Source organism: Modestobacter caceresii (assembly GCF_000761485.1).
Taxonomy (GTDB): Bacteria; Actinomycetota; Actinomycetes; order Mycobacteriales; family Geodermatophilaceae; genus Modestobacter; species Modestobacter caceresii.
Window position 1 is genome coordinate 98,428 of the sequence record NZ_JPMX01000077.1, and the last position, 17,616, is coordinate 116,043.

Annotated in this window: 23 protein-coding genes; 18 read left to right on the forward strand and 5 right to left on the reverse strand. The window is 75.9% G+C overall.

Annotated features, from left to right (window positions below; all coding sequences use genetic code 11):
• Together IN07_RS16675 and IN07_RS16680 are read left to right on the forward strand one after the other, a co-directional pair.
• On the forward strand, nucleotides 1-393 hold the full coding sequence (locus tag IN07_RS16675) for a DivIVA domain-containing protein (protein WP_036337491.1): 393 nt from the start codon (nucleotides 1-3) through the stop codon (nucleotides 391-393).
• Entirely contained in the window at nucleotides 386-856 is a 471-nt protein-coding gene (locus IN07_RS16680) for an SRPBCC family protein (protein WP_036337493.1), read from the forward strand. The genes IN07_RS16675 and IN07_RS16680 overlap by 8 nt, the downstream gene beginning before the upstream one ends.
• 111 nt (nucleotides 857-967) lie before the next feature.
• Here the strand turns inward: IN07_RS16680 and IN07_RS16685 are convergent, their stop codons facing one another.
• Nucleotides 968-1,714: a cytochrome c oxidase assembly protein gene (locus IN07_RS16685; protein WP_231558428.1), complete on the reverse strand. Its 747-nt coding sequence runs from the start codon at nucleotides 1,712-1,714 to the stop codon at nucleotides 968-970.
• Entirely contained in the window at nucleotides 1,711-2,187 is a 477-nt protein-coding gene (locus IN07_RS16690) for a DUF2243 domain-containing protein (protein WP_036337494.1), read from the reverse strand. The genes IN07_RS16685 and IN07_RS16690 overlap by 4 nt, the downstream gene beginning before the upstream one ends.
• 160 nt (nucleotides 2,188-2,347) lie before the next feature.
• Between IN07_RS16690 and IN07_RS16695 the strand changes: the two genes are divergently transcribed.
• The 11 genes from IN07_RS16695 to IN07_RS16735 all read left to right on the forward strand — a co-directional run bounded on the left by IN07_RS16695 (nucleotide 2,348) and on the right by IN07_RS16735 (nucleotide 11,373).
• Nucleotides 2,348-3,061, forward strand: coding sequence for an ABC transporter ATP-binding protein (locus IN07_RS16695; protein WP_036337496.1), 714 nt, complete (start codon nucleotides 2,348-2,350; stop codon nucleotides 3,059-3,061).
• Entirely contained in the window at nucleotides 3,058-4,395 is a 1,338-nt protein-coding gene (locus IN07_RS16700) for a hypothetical protein (protein WP_036337498.1), read from the forward strand. Before IN07_RS16695 ends, IN07_RS16700 begins: the two co-directional genes overlap by 4 nt.
• 95 nt (nucleotides 4,396-4,490) lie before the next feature.
• Nucleotides 4,491-5,399: a DMT family transporter gene (locus IN07_RS16705; RefSeq protein WP_036337500.1), complete on the forward strand. Its 909-nt coding sequence runs from the start codon at nucleotides 4,491-4,493 to the stop codon at nucleotides 5,397-5,399.
• A complete protein-coding gene (locus tag IN07_RS16710) occupies nucleotides 5,396-5,989 on the forward strand; it encodes a DNA-3-methyladenine glycosylase I (protein ID WP_269429970.1) in 594 nt (197 codons plus the stop codon). Before IN07_RS16705 ends, IN07_RS16710 begins: the two co-directional genes overlap by 4 nt.
• A 116-nt stretch (nucleotides 5,990-6,105) precedes the next feature.
• Nucleotides 6,106-6,273, forward strand: coding sequence for a DUF3117 domain-containing protein (locus tag IN07_RS24395; protein WP_064972432.1), 168 nt, complete (start codon nucleotides 6,106-6,108; stop codon nucleotides 6,271-6,273).
• 89 nt (nucleotides 6,274-6,362) lie between these two features.
• Nucleotides 6,363-7,895 carry a leucyl aminopeptidase family protein gene (locus tag IN07_RS16715; protein ID WP_052091383.1) on the forward strand — a complete coding sequence of 511 codons (1,533 nt, stop codon included), beginning with the start codon at nucleotides 6,363-6,365 and terminating at the stop codon, nucleotides 7,893-7,895.
• 80 nt (nucleotides 7,896-7,975) lie between these two features.
• Complete coding sequence (locus IN07_RS24825; protein ID WP_081975475.1) at nucleotides 7,976-8,149, forward strand: antitoxin; 174 nt, start codon at nucleotides 7,976-7,978, stop codon at nucleotides 8,147-8,149.
• Between the two features lie 72 nt (nucleotides 8,150-8,221).
• On the forward strand, nucleotides 8,222-9,670 hold the full coding sequence (locus tag IN07_RS16720; protein WP_036337501.1) for a hypothetical protein: 1,449 nt from the start codon (nucleotides 8,222-8,224) through the stop codon (nucleotides 9,668-9,670).
• 37 nt (nucleotides 9,671-9,707) lie between these two features.
• A complete protein-coding gene (locus IN07_RS16725) occupies nucleotides 9,708-9,965 on the forward strand; it encodes a hypothetical protein (RefSeq protein WP_036337503.1) in 258 nt (85 codons plus the stop codon).
• Between the two features lie 134 nt (nucleotides 9,966-10,099).
• Complete coding sequence (locus tag IN07_RS16730; RefSeq protein WP_064972433.1) at nucleotides 10,100-10,678, forward strand: SigE family RNA polymerase sigma factor; 579 nt, start codon at nucleotides 10,100-10,102, stop codon at nucleotides 10,676-10,678.
• Nucleotides 10,675-11,373 carry a hypothetical protein gene (locus IN07_RS16735; RefSeq protein WP_036337505.1) on the forward strand — a complete coding sequence of 233 codons (699 nt, stop codon included), beginning with the start codon at nucleotides 10,675-10,677 and terminating at the stop codon, nucleotides 11,371-11,373. The genes IN07_RS16730 and IN07_RS16735 overlap by 4 nt, the downstream gene beginning before the upstream one ends.
• A gap of 5 nt (nucleotides 11,374-11,378) precedes the next feature.
• On the opposite strand, the gene IN07_RS16740 is transcribed toward IN07_RS16735, so the two are convergent.
• Nucleotides 11,379-11,783 (reverse strand): ArsR/SmtB family transcription factor, encoded by a 405-nt coding sequence (locus IN07_RS16740; RefSeq protein ID WP_231558429.1) that lies wholly within the window; start codon nucleotides 11,781-11,783, stop codon nucleotides 11,379-11,381.
• The gene (locus IN07_RS16745; RefSeq protein WP_036337509.1) at nucleotides 11,780-12,436 is read right to left on the reverse strand and encodes an SRPBCC domain-containing protein; all 657 of its coding nucleotides are present in this window, start codon (nucleotides 12,434-12,436) and stop codon (nucleotides 11,780-11,782) included. Before IN07_RS16745 ends, IN07_RS16740 begins: the two co-directional genes overlap by 4 nt.
• Before the next feature lie 218 nt (nucleotides 12,437-12,654).
• Between IN07_RS16745 and IN07_RS16750 the strand changes: the two genes are divergently transcribed.
• The 5 genes from IN07_RS16750 to IN07_RS16765 all read left to right on the forward strand — a co-directional run bounded on the left by IN07_RS16750 (nucleotide 12,655) and on the right by IN07_RS16765 (nucleotide 16,451).
• The gene (locus IN07_RS16750) at nucleotides 12,655-13,581 is read left to right on the forward strand and encodes an ABC transporter ATP-binding protein (RefSeq protein ID WP_036337511.1); all 927 of its coding nucleotides are present in this window, start codon (nucleotides 12,655-12,657) and stop codon (nucleotides 13,579-13,581) included.
• The gene (locus IN07_RS16755; protein WP_231558430.1) at nucleotides 13,578-14,459 is read left to right on the forward strand and encodes an ABC transporter permease; all 882 of its coding nucleotides are present in this window, start codon (nucleotides 13,578-13,580) and stop codon (nucleotides 14,457-14,459) included. Before IN07_RS16750 ends, IN07_RS16755 begins: the two co-directional genes overlap by 4 nt.
• 104 nt (nucleotides 14,460-14,563) lie before the next feature.
• Nucleotides 14,564-15,316 carry a CPBP family intramembrane glutamic endopeptidase gene (locus IN07_RS16760; RefSeq protein ID WP_156119243.1) on the forward strand — a complete coding sequence of 251 codons (753 nt, stop codon included), beginning with the start codon at nucleotides 14,564-14,566 and terminating at the stop codon, nucleotides 15,314-15,316.
• Between the two features lie 120 nt (nucleotides 15,317-15,436).
• Nucleotides 15,437-15,667, forward strand: a complete 231-nt coding sequence (locus IN07_RS25390; RefSeq protein ID WP_156119244.1) for a hypothetical protein — start codon at nucleotides 15,437-15,439, stop codon at nucleotides 15,665-15,667.
• The gene (locus tag IN07_RS16765; protein ID WP_156119245.1) at nucleotides 15,633-16,451 is read left to right on the forward strand and encodes a lipase family alpha/beta hydrolase; all 819 of its coding nucleotides are present in this window, start codon (nucleotides 15,633-15,635) and stop codon (nucleotides 16,449-16,451) included. Before IN07_RS25390 ends, IN07_RS16765 begins: the two co-directional genes overlap by 35 nt.
• 35 nt (nucleotides 16,452-16,486) lie before the next feature.
• Here the strand turns inward: IN07_RS16765 and IN07_RS16770 are convergent.
• The coding region (locus tag IN07_RS16770; protein WP_231558431.1) for a phytoene desaturase family protein at nucleotides 16,487-17,616 on the reverse strand (1,130 nt) is incomplete at its 5' end.

Below are 17,616 nucleotides of genomic sequence, written 5' to 3' on the forward strand. Positions count from 1 at the left end.
ATGGCCGGACTCGTCTTCGTCGTCAGCCTGCTGCTGGTCGGCGGGCTGCTGTTCCTCGGCGCCTCGCTGCTGCTCGGCCGGGGCGAGACGCAGCCCCCGGCCGAGCCCGAGCGCTCCCCGGTGCAGCTGCCGGAGGGGCGGGCGGTGGTCGCCGACGACGTCCGGGCGCTGCGCATCTCGGTGGCCGTGCGGGGGTACCGGATGACCGAGGTCGACTGGCTGCTGGACCAGCTGGCCTCGGTGCTGGACGACCGGGACGCGGAGATCGCGGCCCTGCGCGCACAGCTGCCGGGCGTCCAGTGTCCGGTCGACCAGCGAGACACCGACCCCGGAGGCCTCCCCGTCCTGGAGGACGGCCCCGGGAGTGACGAGGAGAGGCGGGCCGATGCCTGAACTGGTGGAGCAGGTGGAGGTGGACGCACCACCGGAGCAGGTGTGGGCGGCGCTGGTCGACTGGGACCGGCAGGGTGAGTGGATGCTGCTCACCGACGTGCGGGCCGGTGCCCACGACGGGCAGGGCGTGGGCGGGGAGCTCGCGGCCACCACCGGCGTCCGGCTGCCCGGTCCGCTCGGGGGCCGCCGGCTGGGGGTGCTGGACACCATGCTGATCACCGGCTGGGAGCCGCCCCGCCGGGTCGACGTGCGGCACACCGGGCGGGTGGTGCGCGGCACCGGCACCTTCGAGGTGCGGCCCCGGGACGGCGGCGGGTCGACGTTCGTCTGGACCGAGGGGCTGGACCTCCCGCTGGGCGCGCTGGGCCGGGCCGGCTGGCCGCTGGTTCGCCCGGTGATGGCCGCCGGGGTCCGGCTGTCGCTGCGCCGGTTCGCCGCCTACGCGCGGGCCCACCCCGCCTGACCCGCCGCGGCCCCGGTCGCGCTCTGCACGTTCTTCGTCCGCTCTGCACGTGCCGCAGCACGTGCAGAGCGGACAGAACGCGCGCAAAGGGGCAGGGGAGGGGCGGCGCGCTCAGGCAGGTGTGGGCAGGGCGGCGCGTTCGGCGTCCCGGACCGTCGCCCGCGACCGGTACCACTGCCGCCACAGCAGGGCGGCCACCAGCACGTGCACGACCGTGCCGCCGTGGTACATCAGCTGGGCGCCGGCCTCGGCTCCGGTCACCCCGGCCGGCGGGGCTGCGTACAGCGCCTTGGCCAGCACGTCGTGGGCGGCTGCTCCCGCCGCCAGCGCCACCGCGCGGGCGACCACGCCGCGGCGGTGCCCGATCGGGTCCAGGGCCAGGACGGCGGCCGTGGCCAGCCAGCCGGTGAGCAGCACGTGCACCGAGACCAGCAGGTGCAGCCCCGGCGAGTGCAGCATCGCCGTCAGCAGGCCGGTGCCGTAGAGCAGCCAGAGCCCGGCGGCGTTCAGCCCGGTGGCCACGAACGGGTCGGTGAGCACCCGGACCGGTGCCGTCCGGAGCCCTCGGCTGACCCGCCGGGCGGCGGGCGCCGGCAGGGCGCGCAGCAGCAGGGTCGACGGGCGGGCGAGCACGAGCAGCACCGGGGCGACCATCCCCAGCAGCAGGTGGGCGGCCATGTGCGCACGCAGGTCGCCGTGGGTCGCGGCGAGCGGCCCGGTGAGCGCGACGGCCAGGCAGCCCAGCCCGGCCAGCCAGGCCGCCGTCCGGCCCACCGGCCACGGCGAGCGTGAGCGGGCCACCCCGGCCAGGTAGAGCGCAGCCGGCACCAGCACGAGGGTCCACACGGCCTGCGTCACGGTGCCGGGGCTCCCGGGGCGCTGCGGGTGCGGGCCCGCCGGAGCAGCAGCACACCGGCCACCAGCACCAGGGCACCGGCGCCGATCCAGGCCAGGTCGTAGCCGGTGAGGTCGACGCCGTAGCGGACCTGGTGCAGCCGCAGCAGCTTGTGGTGGACGACGCCGTCCCAGACCTGGAACGCCCCGGCGGCCACCAGCACCGCGCCCCACCAGGTGTCCGCGGCGAACGACCGCCGCCGGCGGACGTCGGCGAGCAGCGCCAGGCCGGCCACGGTCGCCGACCAGGTGGCGGCGTGCAGCAGCCCGTCGGAGACGAGCCCGGCGGCTCCGCTGGCCCGGTCGTAGAAGTGGTGCCAGTGCAGCAGCTGGTGGAAGACGATCTCGTCGATCGCCCCGGCGGCGCCGAGACCGAACAGCAGGCCGGAGACGAGCAGCCGCCGACGGTCGGGCCGCCCGGGATCGGCTGCGGTCACGGGACCTCCGTCGTCCGGCTGCGGGTGGTGCCCGGTCGCTGCCCGGCCGCCGACCGGGGGAAACCCCCAGCCGGTCGTACGACCCAGGGCTGAGCCGGCTCTCCGGGCTTCCGTCCCCAGGGCGACGCGGTGCGCCGGGGCGGCGGCCGACGATCGGTCCATGACCGCGACCCTCTCCACCCGGGACCTCCGGATGACCTACGGCGACGGCCCGGCCGCCGCCCACGCCCTGGCCGGGGTCGACCTCGACGTCGGCGCTGAGTCGCTGGCCGTGATGGGGCCCTCCGGCTCCGGCAAGACCACCCTGCTGCACTGCCTGGCCGGGATCGTCCGGCCGACCTCCGGGTCGGTCACCTGGCAGGGGCAGGACCTCGCCCGGCTGTCCGACGCGCGGCGCACGGTGCTGCGCCGGTCGGACTTCGGGTTCGTCTTCCAGTCCGGTCAGCTGCTGCCCGAGCTGCCCGCGGTGGAGAACGCGGCGCTGCCGCTGATGCTGGCCGGGGTCGACCGCCGGACGGCGACCGAGCGGGCGGCCCGCTGGCTGGACCACCTGGGGCTGGCCGGGCTGGAGCAGCGCCGGCCCGGTGAGCTCTCCGGCGGGCAGGGGCAGCGCGTGGCGATCGCCCGAGCCCTGGTCACCGCGCCGGGCTTCGTCTTCGCCGACGAGCCCACCGGTGCCCTCGACGCCGCCACCGGGCAGGAGGTGATGAGCCTGCTGGTCCGCTCCACCTCGGCGGCCGGGGCGGCGCTCGTCGTCGTCACCCACGACGAGGGGGTCGCCGCCTGGTGCGGGCGGGTGGTCACCATGGGCGACGGCCAGCTGGTCGACGACCGACGGACGCCGGCCGCGGCGCCGGGCGGTGGCGTCCGATGAGGGCCGCCCTGCGGTTGTGGTGGGCGCTGGCCCGCAGGCAGGGGCCCGACCGGCTGACCACCGGCCTGGCCGTGCTCGCCTTCACCGCGGTGACCTGGGCGCTGCTGACCACCCTGGGCGGGCTGCGCGCCTTCGTCGACCGCGCCGCCGTCGAGCGGGCCGAGCCGGAGCCCTCGGGCATGGCCGAGGTCTACGTCGTCCTCGCCGTCGTCGCGGCTGCCCTCATCCTGGTGCCGCTGGTCACGCTCGGCGGTGCGGCGGCCCGGCTGGCCGTCGCGCGGCGCAACGCCCGGATGGCGGCGCTGCGGCTGGCCGGGGCGACCACCGGGCAGGTCGCGGGGATGGCGGTCGCGGACGCGCTGGCCCAGGCGGTCGCCGGCGCGCTGGCCGGTGCGGTGCTCTACGGGGCGACCCTGCCGCTGGTGGCGCTGCTGCACTTCCAGGGCCGGGCCTTCGCGGTGGGGGAGCTGTGGGTCGGCTCCTGGGGTGCGCTCGCCCTGCCGGCGGTGCCGCTGGTGGCCCTGGTCTCGGCGCTGGCGGCGCTGCGCCGGGTGGCGGTCACACCGCTGGGCGTGGCCGCGCGCACCGGGGTGAAGCCGCTGTCCTGGACCCGGCTGCTCCCGCTGTTCGTGCTGGTCGGGGTGTTCCTGCTCGCCGCCAACGGGCTGCTCCGGCTCGACGCGATCGTGGTGCTGGCGATCCTCGTCGGGACGCTGGCCGGCGCGATGTGGGTGTTCAACCTGGTCGGCCCGTGGCTGATCTCGGTGCTGGGCCGGGTGGTCGCCCGGCGGGCGCGCAGCGTGCCGACCCTGCTGGCCGGCCGTCGGATCGTCGACGACCCGAAGGCGGCCTGGCGCAGCGTGGGCGGGGTGGCGCTGGTCGCCTTCGTCGCCGGCGTGCTGAGCGTCAGCCCGGGCCTGGCGGCGACCGGCGCGGAGGAGGACCACCTCGGGGTGGACATCGCGACCGGGACGGCGATCACGCTGGTGATCGCGTCGCTGCTGGCCGCGGTCTCCACCGGGGTCACCCAGGCCGGCCGGGTGCTCGACCACGCCGGGGAGTACCGCGCCCTGCACCTGGCCGGGACCGAGGTGGCCACCCTGCACGCGGCCCGGATGCGGGAGACCTGGATCCCGCTGGCGGTCTGCGTGGGCGGCGCGAGCGTCACGGCGCTGGCGCTGATCACCCCCTTCATCGACGTGCTGGCCGACGAGCCGATCGGGGTGGTGCTCTTCCTCGGCTCCGTGGTGGCCGGCTGCGCGCTGGTGCTCGGCGGCACGGCGGCCAGCCGGCGGATGGTCGACCGGGCCGCCGGGGCGGCGGTCGCGGCCTGACCGGGCGCGGCCTGCGGCCATGGGTCCGCCGCCGTCGGGACCGTCGTACCCGGGAGCCATGATGACCCGGTGACGGCGGCGGCTGGGGGACGAGGATGAGTCGGCGGGGCTGGGCGCTGTTCGTGGCGATGTCGCTGATCTGGGGTCTGCCGTACCTGCTGATCAAGGTGGCGGTGGAGGACTTCTCCCCGGTCGTGGTGGTCTTCCTGCGCTGCGCGATCGGCGCGGCGCTGCTCGTGCCGTGGACCCTCGCCAGAGGACATCTGGGCACCGCACTGCGCCGGCACTGGCGGGCCCTGCTGCTGTTCACCGTGCTGGAGATGACCGGCCCCTGGCTGCTGCTGCCGTACGCCGAGCAGTCGCTGTCCAGTTCACTGACCGGGCTGCTCGTCGCGGCGGTGCCGTTCGTGGCCGCGGTGGCGGCCCTGCTCGCCGGGGACGAGGACCGGCTCTCCCCGCTGCGGGTGGTCGGGATGCTGATCGGGGTGGTGGGCATCGTCGCCCTGCTGGGGCTGGACGTCGGCGGGGCCCAGCTCAGCGCGATCGGGGCGGTCGCGCTGGTGGTGGTCGGCTACGCCGTCGCCCCGATCGTGATCAGCCACAAGCTGCCCGACGTGCCGGGCGTGACGGCGGCGTCCTTCGCGCTGCTGTTCACCGCGCTGGTCTACGCCCCGTTCGCGGTGCCCCGGCTCGGCGACGCCGTCGAGGCACCGACACGGGCCTGGCTCGCACTCCTCGCGCTGGGCACGGTCTGCACCGCGCTGGCCCTCGCGCTGTTCTTCGCGCTGATCCGGGAGGCCGGCCCGCAACGGGCGCTGGTGATCACCTTCGTCAACCCGGCGGTCGCCGTGCTGCTGGGCGTCCTGGTGCTCGACGAGCCGTTCACCCTGGGCCTGGCGCTCGGGCTGCCGCTGGTGCTCCTCGGCTGCGTGCTGGCCACCCGGCGCAGCCCCGTCCGCACCGCGCGGTCGGAGTTCGACGACGTCGACACCGCCGTCCCGTGACCGGCCGGACGCCGGACCCCGTGGAGATGGCCGTGGTCGAGAGGTGCGGCTGGGCGACGAGTGCGCCCGAGTACGTCCGTTACCACGACGAGGAGTGGGGGGTGCCGCTGCACGGCGACGACGCGTTGTTCGAGCGGGTCACCCTGGAGGCCTTCCAGTCGGGCCTGTCCTGGATCACCATCCTGCGCAAGCGTCCCGCCTTCCGGGCCGCGTTCGCCGGCTTCTCGATCCCGGCGGTGGCCGCCTTCACCGGCGACGACGTCGAGCGGCTGATGGCCGATGCGGCGATCGTCCGCAACCGCGCCAAGGTGACGGCCGCAGTGCGCAACGCCCGGGCTGCGCTCGACCTGCCGGAGGGGTTGTCGGCCCTGTTGTGGTCCTTCGCCCCGACCGCGCCGCGTCCGCGGCCACAGGTCCTCGCCGACGTCCCGGCGACCACCCCCGAGTCGGTTGCGCTGGCCAAGGAGCTGAAGCGGCGGGGGTTCTCCTTCGTCGGACCGACCACCTCCTACGCCTTGATGCAGGCCACCGGGATGGTCGACGACCACGTCGCGACCTGCTTCCGGGCAGGGGCGACGCACCCGGACTGAGGGGTCCGGCTTGGTCGATGGCCGGGGATACGGGATCATGGACCGCACAGCTCTGCACGAACAGTCGCCACACCACGGTCCAGCCGGGCCGTGGGTGGCCGGTGAAGGAGGCACGCATGGCGGCCATGAAGCCGCGTACGGGTGAAGGTCCCCTCGAGGTCACCAAGGAGGGCCGCGGCCTGGTCATGCGCGTCCCGCTGGAGGGTGGCGGCCGGCTGGTCGTCGAGCTGTCCCCCGACGAGGCGAGCGCCCTCTCCGAGGCCCTGAAGGGCGCGATCAGCTGAACACCGACGCGAGTCTGCCCCCGGGCAGCCCCGCGACAGACGACGCGGCCCCGGCCGTCGGCAGCACGCCGGCGACCGGGGCCGCGCCGTTGCCGCGGGTCGAGGTGGTCCCGGCGCTGCCGGTGCTGGGTCCCGACGACGTCCTGGCCGTGCCGGTGGGTGCCCGCGGTTCCCTGCCCGACTGGCTCACCGCGGCTGCCCAGCCGCCGGTCGACCCGGAGTTCCTCGCTGCGGCCCTGGCCGACACCGGCAACGGCGGCAAGCCCGGCGGGATCACCAACGTGCCGCTGGAGAGCCGGCACCCGCGCAGTGTGCTGGCGGTCGGGGTGGGCGATGCGACCCTGCCGCACCTGCGCTCCTACGTGGCGGTCGCCGTCCGGCGGGCCCAGACGCTCGCCGAGTCCGGCGCCCGCCGGCTCGTCCTGCCGCTGGACACCGCCGTCGCCCCGGCCGGGGCCGACGAGGTCCGTACCGCGGTGGAGACGGCGCTGCTGGCCGGCTACCGCTTCCGGGACACCTCCACCCCGCACCCGCCCCGGCTCGCCGAGGTCCTCGTGGTGGTCGCCGGTGCCGACGACCCGGCGGTGGCCGCCGGTGAGCTCGCCGGCCGGGTCGCTGCCGAGTCGGTGGTGTGGGCCCGCGACCTGGTCAACACGCCCAGCAGCACCAAGGACCCGGCCTGGCTCGCCGACCAGGCGCTCGGGCGGCTGGGCGCGGTCGACGGCGTGACGGTCACCGTGCTGGGGCCCGACGAGCTGCAGGCCGGCGGCTTCGGCGGCGTGCTCGCCGTCGGCGGGGGATCGGCCTCCCCACCGCGCGTGGTGATCGCCACCTACCGGCCGCACGGGGCCGGTCCGGCGCACCCGGTGCTGGTCGGCAAGGGCATCACCTTCGACACCGGTGGCATCTCGATCAAGAAGAACGCGGGCATGCGCGAGATGAAGACCGACATGGCCGGCGCCGCCGCGGTCCTCGCCGCCGTCGACGCCGCGGCCCGGCTGCAGCTCCCGGGTGCCGTCACCGCCGTCGTCGCGCTCTGCGAGAACGCCGTCTCCGGTGCCGCCTACCGACCGGCCGACGTCGTGCGGCACGTGGGCGGCCGCACCACCGAGGTGCGCAACACCGACGCCGAGGGCCGGCTGGTGCTCGCCGACGTCCTGGCGCACGCCCGGCTGGCGCTGGGCGCGACTGTGCTGGTCGACGTGGCCACCCTCACCGGGGCGATGAGGACGGCGCTGGGGGCCCGCACGGCCGGGCTGTACGCGACCGCCGACGGGCTCGCCGACGCCCTGCGCACCGCCGGCGGGCACGCCGGCGAGGCGTTCTGGCGGATGCCGCTGAGCGAGGAGCACGTCGGGCACCTGCGCGCGCAGCTCGACTCCGCGGTGGCCGATGCGAACAACGCCCCGGGCGACCCCGGGTCGACCACGGCGGCGCTGTTCCTGCAGCCCTTCGCCGGGGGCCTGCCGTGGGCCCACCTGGACATCGCCGGCCCGGCGCGCGCCGGACGCGACGAGGCGGAGGTGGTCAAGGGCGGCTCGGGGTTCGCCGTCCGCACACTGCTGCGCTGGCTGGAGGCCGGTGCACCGGCCGACCTGCCGGAACCGGTCGTGCGCGACTGAGCGGTTGGCGCCGCAGGTCGGTGGGCACTGCCGGGGTCGAGCCGCGCCGTCGGGCGCGACCGCATCCGAGGGGGATCCCCATGAGCATGATGGACAAGGCCAAGGGCGCGCTGAACAGCGACAAGGGCGAGCAGATGAGCGACAAGGGCCTCGACAAGGGCGAGCAGTTCGCGGACAAGAAGACCGGGGGCACGCACGACGCCCAGATCGACAAGGGCCGGGACGCCGCCGACGGCAAGATCGGCAACCAGTAACCGACGGTGCCGGCGGCTGGGGCCTGAGCGCCCCAGCCGCCGCCGGTCGGCCGGGTCGGGCAGGATCGGTCCGTGACCGAGGAACAGCGCGGAGTCGTCTTCCCAGCCGGGCCCGACGGCCGGCGCAGCACCGCCACGCTCGGCCGGGCGGTCGTCGCCGACGCGCTGCGGCCGGTCGACCCGACCGGGGCGCGGGCAGCTGAGCAGGAGACCAACTGGCGGGCCGGCTACCTGCCCCACCTGCGCCGCACGGTGGAGGCGGGGCTGAGCTCCCGCGACGCGGCGCTGCAGATCGCCGGTGCGGGGCTGGACTCGCTGCACGCCCGGATGCGGGTGGCCGGGCCGGACGGCGAGACCGACCTCGACGCGCTGCAGACCGCGCCGACCGCTCGCCGGCTGCGCACCGTCGAGGTGACCGGGGACGCCGAACCCGAGCGCGAGCTGTCGTTGCCCTACCGCGGCACCCGGCTGCGCGGTGACGACCTGCACCGCCGGCTGGTCGCCTGGGTCGACGCCGGGGTGGTCGAGCCCAGCTGCGCCGACGCCGTGCGCACCGTGGCCGACCATCCCGAGTGGCTCGCGCTGCCCGACCGCACGGTCGCGGTGCTGGGTGCAGGCGCAGAGATGGGGCCGCTGACCGCCCTGCTGCGCTGGGGTGCCCGGGTCGCCGCCGTCGACCTGCCCCGGCCGGCACTGTGGCAGCGGGTGCGCGAGACCGCCCAGCGCGGCGCGGGCACGCTGCTGCTGCCGGTCGCCGACGACGACACGGCCGGCGCCGACCTGATCACCGAGGTGCCCGAGGTCGCCGACTGGCTCGCGGCCCTGCCCGGCTCGCCGGTGCTCGGCAACTACGTCTACGCCGACGGCGCCACCAACGTCCGGGTCTCCACCGCTGTCGACGCCCTCACCCGGCGGCTGACCGGGGCCCGCCCCGAACTCGCGCTGGCGTTCCTCGCCACCCCGACCGACGTCTTCGCGGTGCCCGGCGAGGCGGTCGACCACTCCGTCGCCGCCTACGCCGCCCGGCCGCGGACGGCGAAGCTGGTGGGCCGGCCGCTGCGCACGCTGTCGGCCGGGCGGTTGCTGCGCCGGGCGTACGTGCCGGGTGCCGACCCGGGCATCGCCGACAGCCTGGTGCCGCAGCAGGGCCCGAACTACGCGCTGGCCAAGCGGCTGCAGCGCTGGCGTGCCTCGGTCGCCCGGGCGGCGGGCAGCACGGTGTCGATGAACGTCGCCCCGCCCACCCGCACCCGCTCGGTGGTCAAGAACCGCGCCCTGGCCGCCGCCTATGCCGGGGCCCACCGCTTCGGCGTGGAGGTGTTCGAGCCGGCGACGTCGAACGTGCTGATGGCGGCGCTGCTCGTGCACGACCTGCACACCGGTGGCGGCCCCGCGCAGCAGCACCCCTGGCAGGACGAGGCACACGCCGCCGCGCACGGCGGCCTGTGGCGCACCCCGTACGCCCCGCGCAGCGCGCTGGGGCTGGCGGCGGTGCTGGGCCTGGGCGCCGCGCGCAGCTGAACCGGCCGATGTCGTCCCGCTGACGGCCGGTCACCTCTTGCGCGTCGTCCCGCTGGTGGAGCCGTCCTCCTGGTCGGAGGTGCTCGGCTGGCGGCTGTCGAACTGGGCCGGCGCGATGCTGTTGGCGCACGGCCTGGCGGTGGTGCTCCTGCTCGTCGGCGGTCCACCCCCGGCCCGGGCCAGCCGCTGGGCCTGGTTCTGGCTGAGCTGGCCCCCGATCGGCAGCCTGGCGTTCCTGCTGCTGTCCGGGCCGTTCCCCGGTGTCCCGGCTCCCGCTTCGGAGCCCGCCGGCTGACCGGCGGCTGGGCGTTCCTGCTCAGCTGCGTCCTCGGCGCCCTGCTCAGCGGCGGCTGATCCGGTCGCCCTCGGGGGCATGCAACCTCCCGGCCCCGGATCCCGTCTCCAGGGCATGAACAGATCGGACACCACGTGAGGCCGGGGCGCGACGAGGAGTTCTCCACGTTCGTCGTCGCGAGGCGGGGCGACCTGCTGCGCTCGGCGACGCTGCTGGCGGCCGGTGACCGGCACCTGGCCGAGGACCTCGTGCAGGTCGGCCTCACCCGGCTCTACGTCGCCTGGGGTCGGCTGCGCGCACCGGAGGCGCGGTACGCCTACGCCCGCCGGGCGCTGGTGACCACGCTCATCGACGAGACCCGCCGGCCCTGGCGGCGTCGGGAGCACTCCCGCGCCGAGCTCCCCGACACCGCCGTCGACACCGCCGACGACCGGGACGACGAGATGCTGGCCCGGCTGCGACCGGCGCTGGCGCAGTTGCCGCCGCGGATGCGGGCGGCGGTGGTCTTCCGGCACCTGCACGAGCTGAGCGTCGCCGAGACCGCCGACGTCCTGAACTGCTCGCAGGGCACCGTGAAGAGCCAGACCGCCCGCGGCCTGGACCACCTCCGCCGGGCGCTCGGCGTCCCCCTGGAGGAGCCGTCGTCGGCCCCGCCGCCCGCCCGCACCGCCGTCGACCACCGCACCACCGTGACCACCTGGAGCGCCTCGTGAACGTCCACACCCTCCTGTCCGACGCCGCCGCCGAGGTCGACACCACCGTCGCCGACAAGACCGTGCAGGCGGACCTGCTCCGTGGCCGCCGTGCGCTCAGCCGCCGCCGGGCACAGCGCACGGGGGTGGCCGGCCTCGTCGTCGCCGGTGCAGCCGTCGGCGCGCTGGTCCTCGGTGGGGCGACCCCCACCCCGGTCAGCCCGGAGGCAGGGGGCAGCAGCGACACCGTCCTGGCGCCCGGGGCGATCGCGCTCGTCGACTTCACCGGCGACCAGCTGGCGGGGTACTCCGTCGACGAGGTCCCCGAGAGCTGGACGCTGCTGCACTCCGATCAGTACGCGCTCACCGTCGGGCCACGGTCCATGGTCGACACCGACCCGGACTCCTACGTGGGCAAGCTGACCGTGATGCTGCTGTCCGCCGACGCGACCCTGCCGACCGAGGGCACCACGGTCCCGGTCGGCGCCGGTGAGGGCGTCTACGTCGAGTCGGCGGACCAGGTGGACGTCGACCGGCCGGCGGCCGGGGGCCTGGGCGTCGACCCGTTCGCCGGCTCGCTGTTCTACGTCGACCAGGCGTCGGGTCTGCCGGTCGTCGTCCAGGTGCCGGCCGAGCTGGACTGGACGGCGGCGCAGGCCGCCGAGTTCGCGGCGGGCGTGCACGTGACCGACGCCGCCGAGCGCAGCGTCGGCTGATCCGGTCAGGCGGGGCGTCGACCGTCGGCAGCGGGGCGGTCCGGCTGGCCGGTCGTCGTCGGGCGGGTCCGCCGGCCTCGGGCCACCTCGGTGGCCAGCGCGTCCAGCGGCTGGGCGAACTGCGCCAGCGGGTCGACGAGCCCGGACAACCACGCGCGGGCGGCGTCCAGGCCGTCCGGGTCGAGTGCGTAGAACCGTCGGGACCCCTCGGCGCGCACCGTGACCAGCCCGGCGTCCCGCAGCACCCGGAGGTGCTGCGATACACCGGGCTGGGAGATGGGCGCCCGGGCCTGCAGCGCCGCGACGATCTCACCGGCCGGCCGCTCGCCTGCGGCGAGCAGTTCCAGGACGTGCCGCCGGACGGGGTCGCCCAGCGCCTCGAATGCTCCGGTCACTGGTGCTCGGGTCACTGCGCTCCTGGCACGTCCTCGGGCGGGGTGGTGTAGAAGTCGACCGTACGGGCCGCCGCCTCCTGCGCCGGGCCCCGTTCGTCGCCGTCGGCGACCGCCGCGTCGGCCCAGCCGGTCGCCGCCCGCCGGACGAACTCGCGCCCCTCCGGCGACAGGGGGAACGCCAACGCCTCGGCCGGGTCGACCGCAGCGCCGCTCTCCAGGTGCAGGCCCAGCCCCATCAGGCCGAGGTCCCAGCCGACGCCCACCGCGCCCGGCCCGAACTGGTCCCACATCTCGGGGTCGACCGGAGCCTCGTGCAGCAGCTCCAGCTCGGTGCCGGTGGAAGCCGGGGTCAACCGGACCTGCAGCCAGGACACCATCGGCCCGTACTCCCAGGTGACCGAGAAGGTCTCCGGCGCCGCGCAGTGCTCGACGGTGCCACCGGCGTTGCCCTCGAGCTGGTAGCGGCCGCCGACGCGCAGGTCACCGCTCACCGGCAGGAACCAGCGGGGGAGCCGGTCCGGGTCGGTCACGGCGGCCCAGAGGTCGGGCCGGTCGGTCGGGTAGGTGCGGCGGGCGACCGCGATCCGGGTGGGTGTGCCCCCGCGGGAGCCGGTGCGGACCTCTCGGGTCACCAGCCCGGCGGATGCGGCGGCGTCGGTGATGGTCATGAGCCCTCCTCCATAAGCAGGAACTTATAGGTCGACCGTAGCCCGGGGACCGGACTTGGACAAGGCCGTGCGGCGCCGCTGCTCAGGGGCCGCTCAGGGACGCCGGTCAGGGGTGGTTCAGGGTCGGTTCAGGGCGCTCCCCGATGTCCCCGGTGCCGCGCCGCCGACAGGCTCGTCGGCATGGACACCACCTCTCCCGCCCACCCCGGGGGGACGCTGTGATCGTCGCCCGGGGACTCACCAAGACCTACGGCCCCAAGACCGCCGTCGACCACCTGAGCTTCACCGTCGGGCCCGGCCGGGTGACCGGCTTCCTCGGCCCGAACGGGGCCGGCAAGTCCACGACGATGCGGATGATCCTGGGGCTGGACCGCCCCACGTCGGGCAGCGTGACCGTGAACGGCCGGTCCTACGCCGCGTCGCCGGCGCCGCTGCGCGAGGTCGGTGCGCTGCTGGAGGCCCGGGCCCTGCACCCCGGCCGCAGCGCCCGCGACCACCTGCGCTGGCTGGCCGCCAGCAACGGCATCCCGCGCACCCGGATCGACGAGGTGCTCGACCTGGTCGGGCTGGAGGCGGTCGCCGAGCAGCGGGTGGGTCGTTTCTCCCTGGGCATGGGTCAGCGGCTCGGCATCGCGGTGGCGCTGCTCGGCGACCCGCCGGTCGTCGTCCTGGACGAACCGGTCAACGGGCTGGACCCGGAGGGCATCCGCTGGGTGCGCAACCTCGCCCGGGAGCTGGCCGGGCAGGGCCGCACCGTGCTGGTCTCCAGCCACCTGATGTCGGAGATGGCGCTCACCGCCGACCACCTGATCGTGGTCGGCCGCGGACGGATGCTGGCCGACTGCTCGATGGCCGACTTCATCACCGAGCACGCGTCCTCCTACGTCCGGGTGCGCAGTCCGCGGGTCTCCGACGCCGAGGCGCTGCTGCGCGGCAACGGCCTGGACGTCGACCGGCTGGACGACGAGCTGCGGGTGCGCGGCCGGAACGCCGCCGAGATCGGTGAGCTGCTCGGCGGTGCCGGGCTGTACGTCCACGAGCTCGCCCTCGTCCAGTCCTCGCTGGAGGACGCCTTCATGACCCTGACCGCCGACAGCGTCGAGTACGCCACCCACCCGGCCGAGACCGCAGGAGCCGTGCGATGAGCGCCACCCCCACCATGAGCACCGCCCCGGCCCGACCCGGGAGCGGCTCCTCGTCCGCCGCCGACGTGGTGCGGCTCGACCCGAACCGGCACGTGCCCGGCGTCCGGCAGCCCGGCTTCGCGCAGGTGCTGCACGCGGAGTGGGTCAAGTTCTGGACCGTCCGCTCCACCCGCTGGTCGCTGGGCCTGCTGTTCGCACTCGGCGCCGGCCTGACGACGCTCGTCTGCTGGGCCGCGGCCACGGACCTGGCCGCCGGCGACACCGGGGAGGCGCCGGCCGCCTTCCTCACCTGGGGGCTGCTGTTCTCCCAGCTCACCGCGCTGGCGCTGGGCACGCTGGTGGTCACCAGCGAGTACGGCACCGGGATGATGCGGGCCACCGTCACCGCGGTGCCCCGCCGCGGACGGGTGGTGGCGGCCAAGGTCGTGGTGCTCACCGTCGTGCTCTTCGTGGCCGGCGTGGTCACCGCGGTGGCCGGCTACCTCGGCGGCAACTGGTTCCTCGACCGGGAGGGCGTGGGCCTGGCGCTGTCGGACGACGGGGTGCTCCGCGCGCTGCTGGGCAACGGGCTGTACCTCGCCGGCCTCGGGGTGTTCGCGCTGGCCACCGGGCTGCTGATCCGGCACACCGCGGCGGCGCTGACCGTCGGCATGGCGCTGGTGCTGGTGGTCGGCAACGTCGCCTACGCACTGCCGGGCACGTGGGGGGAGTGGGTGGCCAAGCTGCTGCCCGGCAACGCCGGCGGGGCGGTCGCGCAGGTCGCTCCCTTCAACGGCGGAGCGGTGCTCGCCCCGTGGACCGGCTTCGGGGTCTTCGTCGCCGAGGTGGCCGCGCTGCTGCTGGTGGCGGTCCTGGTCTTCCGCCGGCGCGACGCCTGACAGCCTCAGCTCCCCTCGACTCCCCCCTCACCCCGCGGTGAGGGGGGAGTCGCTGCGTCGACGGGGATGGACGGCGGGGCGCCGGGCACGGGAGGCTACCGGTCGTGCGCCAGCGTGTGCTCGACCTCGCCCGCCGCCGGCCGCTGACCCTCGCCGCGGGGGCCACGGTGGTCTGGCACCTGGTGCTGTTCGCCGTCGAGGACCTGCTGCCGCCGTTGCGGCCGGGGTGGTTCCCCGACCTGGGGGCGGCGGTGGTCAACGTCGTGCTCGCCGGTCTCACCCTGGCGCTGATCGGCTGGCTCGGCTGGTGGCGCGAGACCGGGCTCGCCTGGCGGTGGCCGGACCGCTCGTGGTGGCTGCTGCTGCCGCTGCTGGGGGAAGGGCTGCTGCACCTCGTCGACGGGCTGGCCGGGTCGGCGACGGTGCTGGCCAGCGCGGCGGTGACCATGCTGGCGGTCGGGCTGGCCGAGGAGTCGCTCAGCCGGGGGCTGGTGCAGCGGCTGCTGAGCCCGCTGGGCCTGGCCCGGGCGGCGGTCCTGGTGGGCGTGCTGTTCGGCCTGGGACACGCGATGAGCGGGCTCTGGTTCGGGCGTGCGCCGGACGAGATCGCCTTCCAGGTGGTCAACACCGCCGCCTTCGGGTTCTGCCTGGCGGCGCTGCGCTGGCACGTCGGCACGCTCTGGCCGCTGGTCGTGCTGCACGCGTGGGTGAACGTCGCCAGCATCCGGAGCCCGGGAGCGCTGCCCGACGTCGTCCAGGTGTCGATCATCCTGGTGCTGATCGGCTACGGCTGGTGGTTGCTGCGGCTGCTCGACCGGCGACCGGAACGGACCCCGGACCCGGCCCGCACCGGCTGACCAGGGCTCCGGCCCCGAGCCCGCGGCGGCCGGGCCTCGCGGTGCCGTCCGGTCGCCCCTCCCGCATCATCGGCTGGGCGGGGGCGGCGACGGAGCCGGCCCGGAGGACGGGAGTCGTCGATGCGCAGGTGCTGGACGGTGCTGGTCTGTGCGGTGGCGGTGCTGCTGGCCGGCCAGGGAACGGCGGCGGCGGCCCCGGTGGCCGGCGGGTACGCGGACCTGGACCAGCGCGGCCCCGCACTCGCTGTCCCGGCGGCGCAACTGGCCGCCTCGCTGCACTGCAACGGCCCGGTCACCAAGGGCGGGCGGGGCGCCGGTGCTGCTGCTGCCCGGCACCACGATGGACCCTGAGGTCGGCTTCGCCTGGAACTACGAGCGGGCGTTCGACCGCCTGGGCTGGCGCTGGTGTGCGGTGACCCTGCCGGACGACGCCACCGGCGACATCCAGGTGGCCGCCGAACACGTGGTCTCTGCGGTGCGCACGGTGAGCAAGCAGGCAGGCCAGCGCGTCGACGTGGTCGGCTGGAGCCAGGGCGGCATGATCGGACGCTGGGCGCTGCGGTTCTGGCCGGACACCCGGGCGATGGTGGACGACCTGGTCGGGCTGAGCCCGTCCAACCACGGGACGACGGTCGCCGACCTCGCCTGCCAGACCACCTGTACACCGGCGAACTGGCAGCAGCGGTCGATCTCCTCGTTCACCGCCGCGCTCAACAGCGGCGCGGAGACCTTCGCCGGCGTCTCGTACACGGTCGCCTACACCCGGGCCGACGAGGTGGTCGTCCCGAACGCCGGGCCCACCGCGAGCTCGGTGCTGCGGACCGGGGAGGGGCGGATCTCGAACATCGCCACCCAGGACGTCTGCCCGGCGAACGCGGCCGACCACTTCGCGATCGGCAGCTACGACCCGGTGGGCTACGCGATCGTGATCGACGCGCTGACCCACGACGGCCCGGCGGTGCGCGCCCGGGTCCCGGTGAGCACCTGCCTGCAGGTCTTCCAGCCCGGCGTCGACCCGGCGACCTTCGCGACCGACTACGCCGCGTTCGTCGCCTACGCCACGGACGGGGAGGGGGACGCCGCGGACGTCCCGGCTGAGCCCGCACTGCAGCCGTACGTGTTCGCCCGGCGCTGAGGGCCCGCCCGGCGCCGGGTCGGACCGCCGCTGGGTCAGGCCGGGCCGATGAGCCCGGAGACGATCTCAGCGGAGAGGGTGACCAGCGGGAGCCCGCCGCCGGGGTGCGCCGAGCCGCCGACCAGGAACAAACCCGGGAGGCGGGCCGCGTTGGCCGGCCGCAGGAAGGCCGCACGGGCCCCGTTGCTGGACGTGCCGTAGATCGAGCCGCCGGGGCTGGCGGTCTCCCGCTCCAGGTCGGCCGGGGTGCGCACCACCCGCCAGCGGACCCGGTCGCGCACGTCGAGCCCGCGGGCGGCCATGGTCGCCAGCACCTGGTCGGCGTAGCGGTCGGCCAGCCCGGGGGCGGTCCAGTCGACGCCGGTGCCCGGCTCGTGCCGCGGCGCGTTGACCAGCACGAACCACGACTCGCTGTCGGCGTCGGGTCGGGTGGCCGGGTCGTCGGGGGCGCTCACGTAGACCGTCGGGTCGGCGACCGGCCGGCTGGGCCCGCCCCGTCCGAACCTGCCCCCTCCGAACAGGGCGTCGAACTCGGCGTCGTAGTCGGTGGGGAACAGCACGGAGTGGTGGGCCAGCCCGGGCGTGCGGCCGCGGAGGGCGAGCAGCAGCACGAACCCCGAGGACGACGGCGTCACCCGGCGCAGCGCGGCCCGGACCCGCCGCACCGGCGCGTGCGGCGGCAGCAGGCTGCCGTAGAGGCTCGTCGCGTCGGCGTTGCAGACGACGACGTCGGCCGGCACCACCTCGCCGTCGGCCAGTCGCACCCCGGTCGCCCGGCCCGCCGTCACCAGCACCTCGCTGACCGCAGCGCCGGTGCGCACGACCGCTCCTCGCTCGACCGCGCGCGCGGCCACCGCCTCGGGCAGCCGGCGCAGTCCGCCGGGGACGTACCAGGAACCGAAGGCCTGCTCGGCGTAGGGCACGGTGAGCAGCGCGGCGGGTGCCCGTCGGGGGTCCGAGCCGGAGTAGGTCGCGTACCGGTCCAGCAGCATCCGCAGCCGCGGGTCGGTCAGGTACCGGTGCCCCAGGCCGCGCAGCGTGCGGCCGGGCGCGACGGTGCGGAGGTCGGTGGTGTTGCGGGCGAGCCGGGCCAGGGTGGCCGCACCGGCCAGCGGGGTGCGCAGGAACGGCTGCTCGGTGGCCCGCCACATCGCCTCGGCGCGGG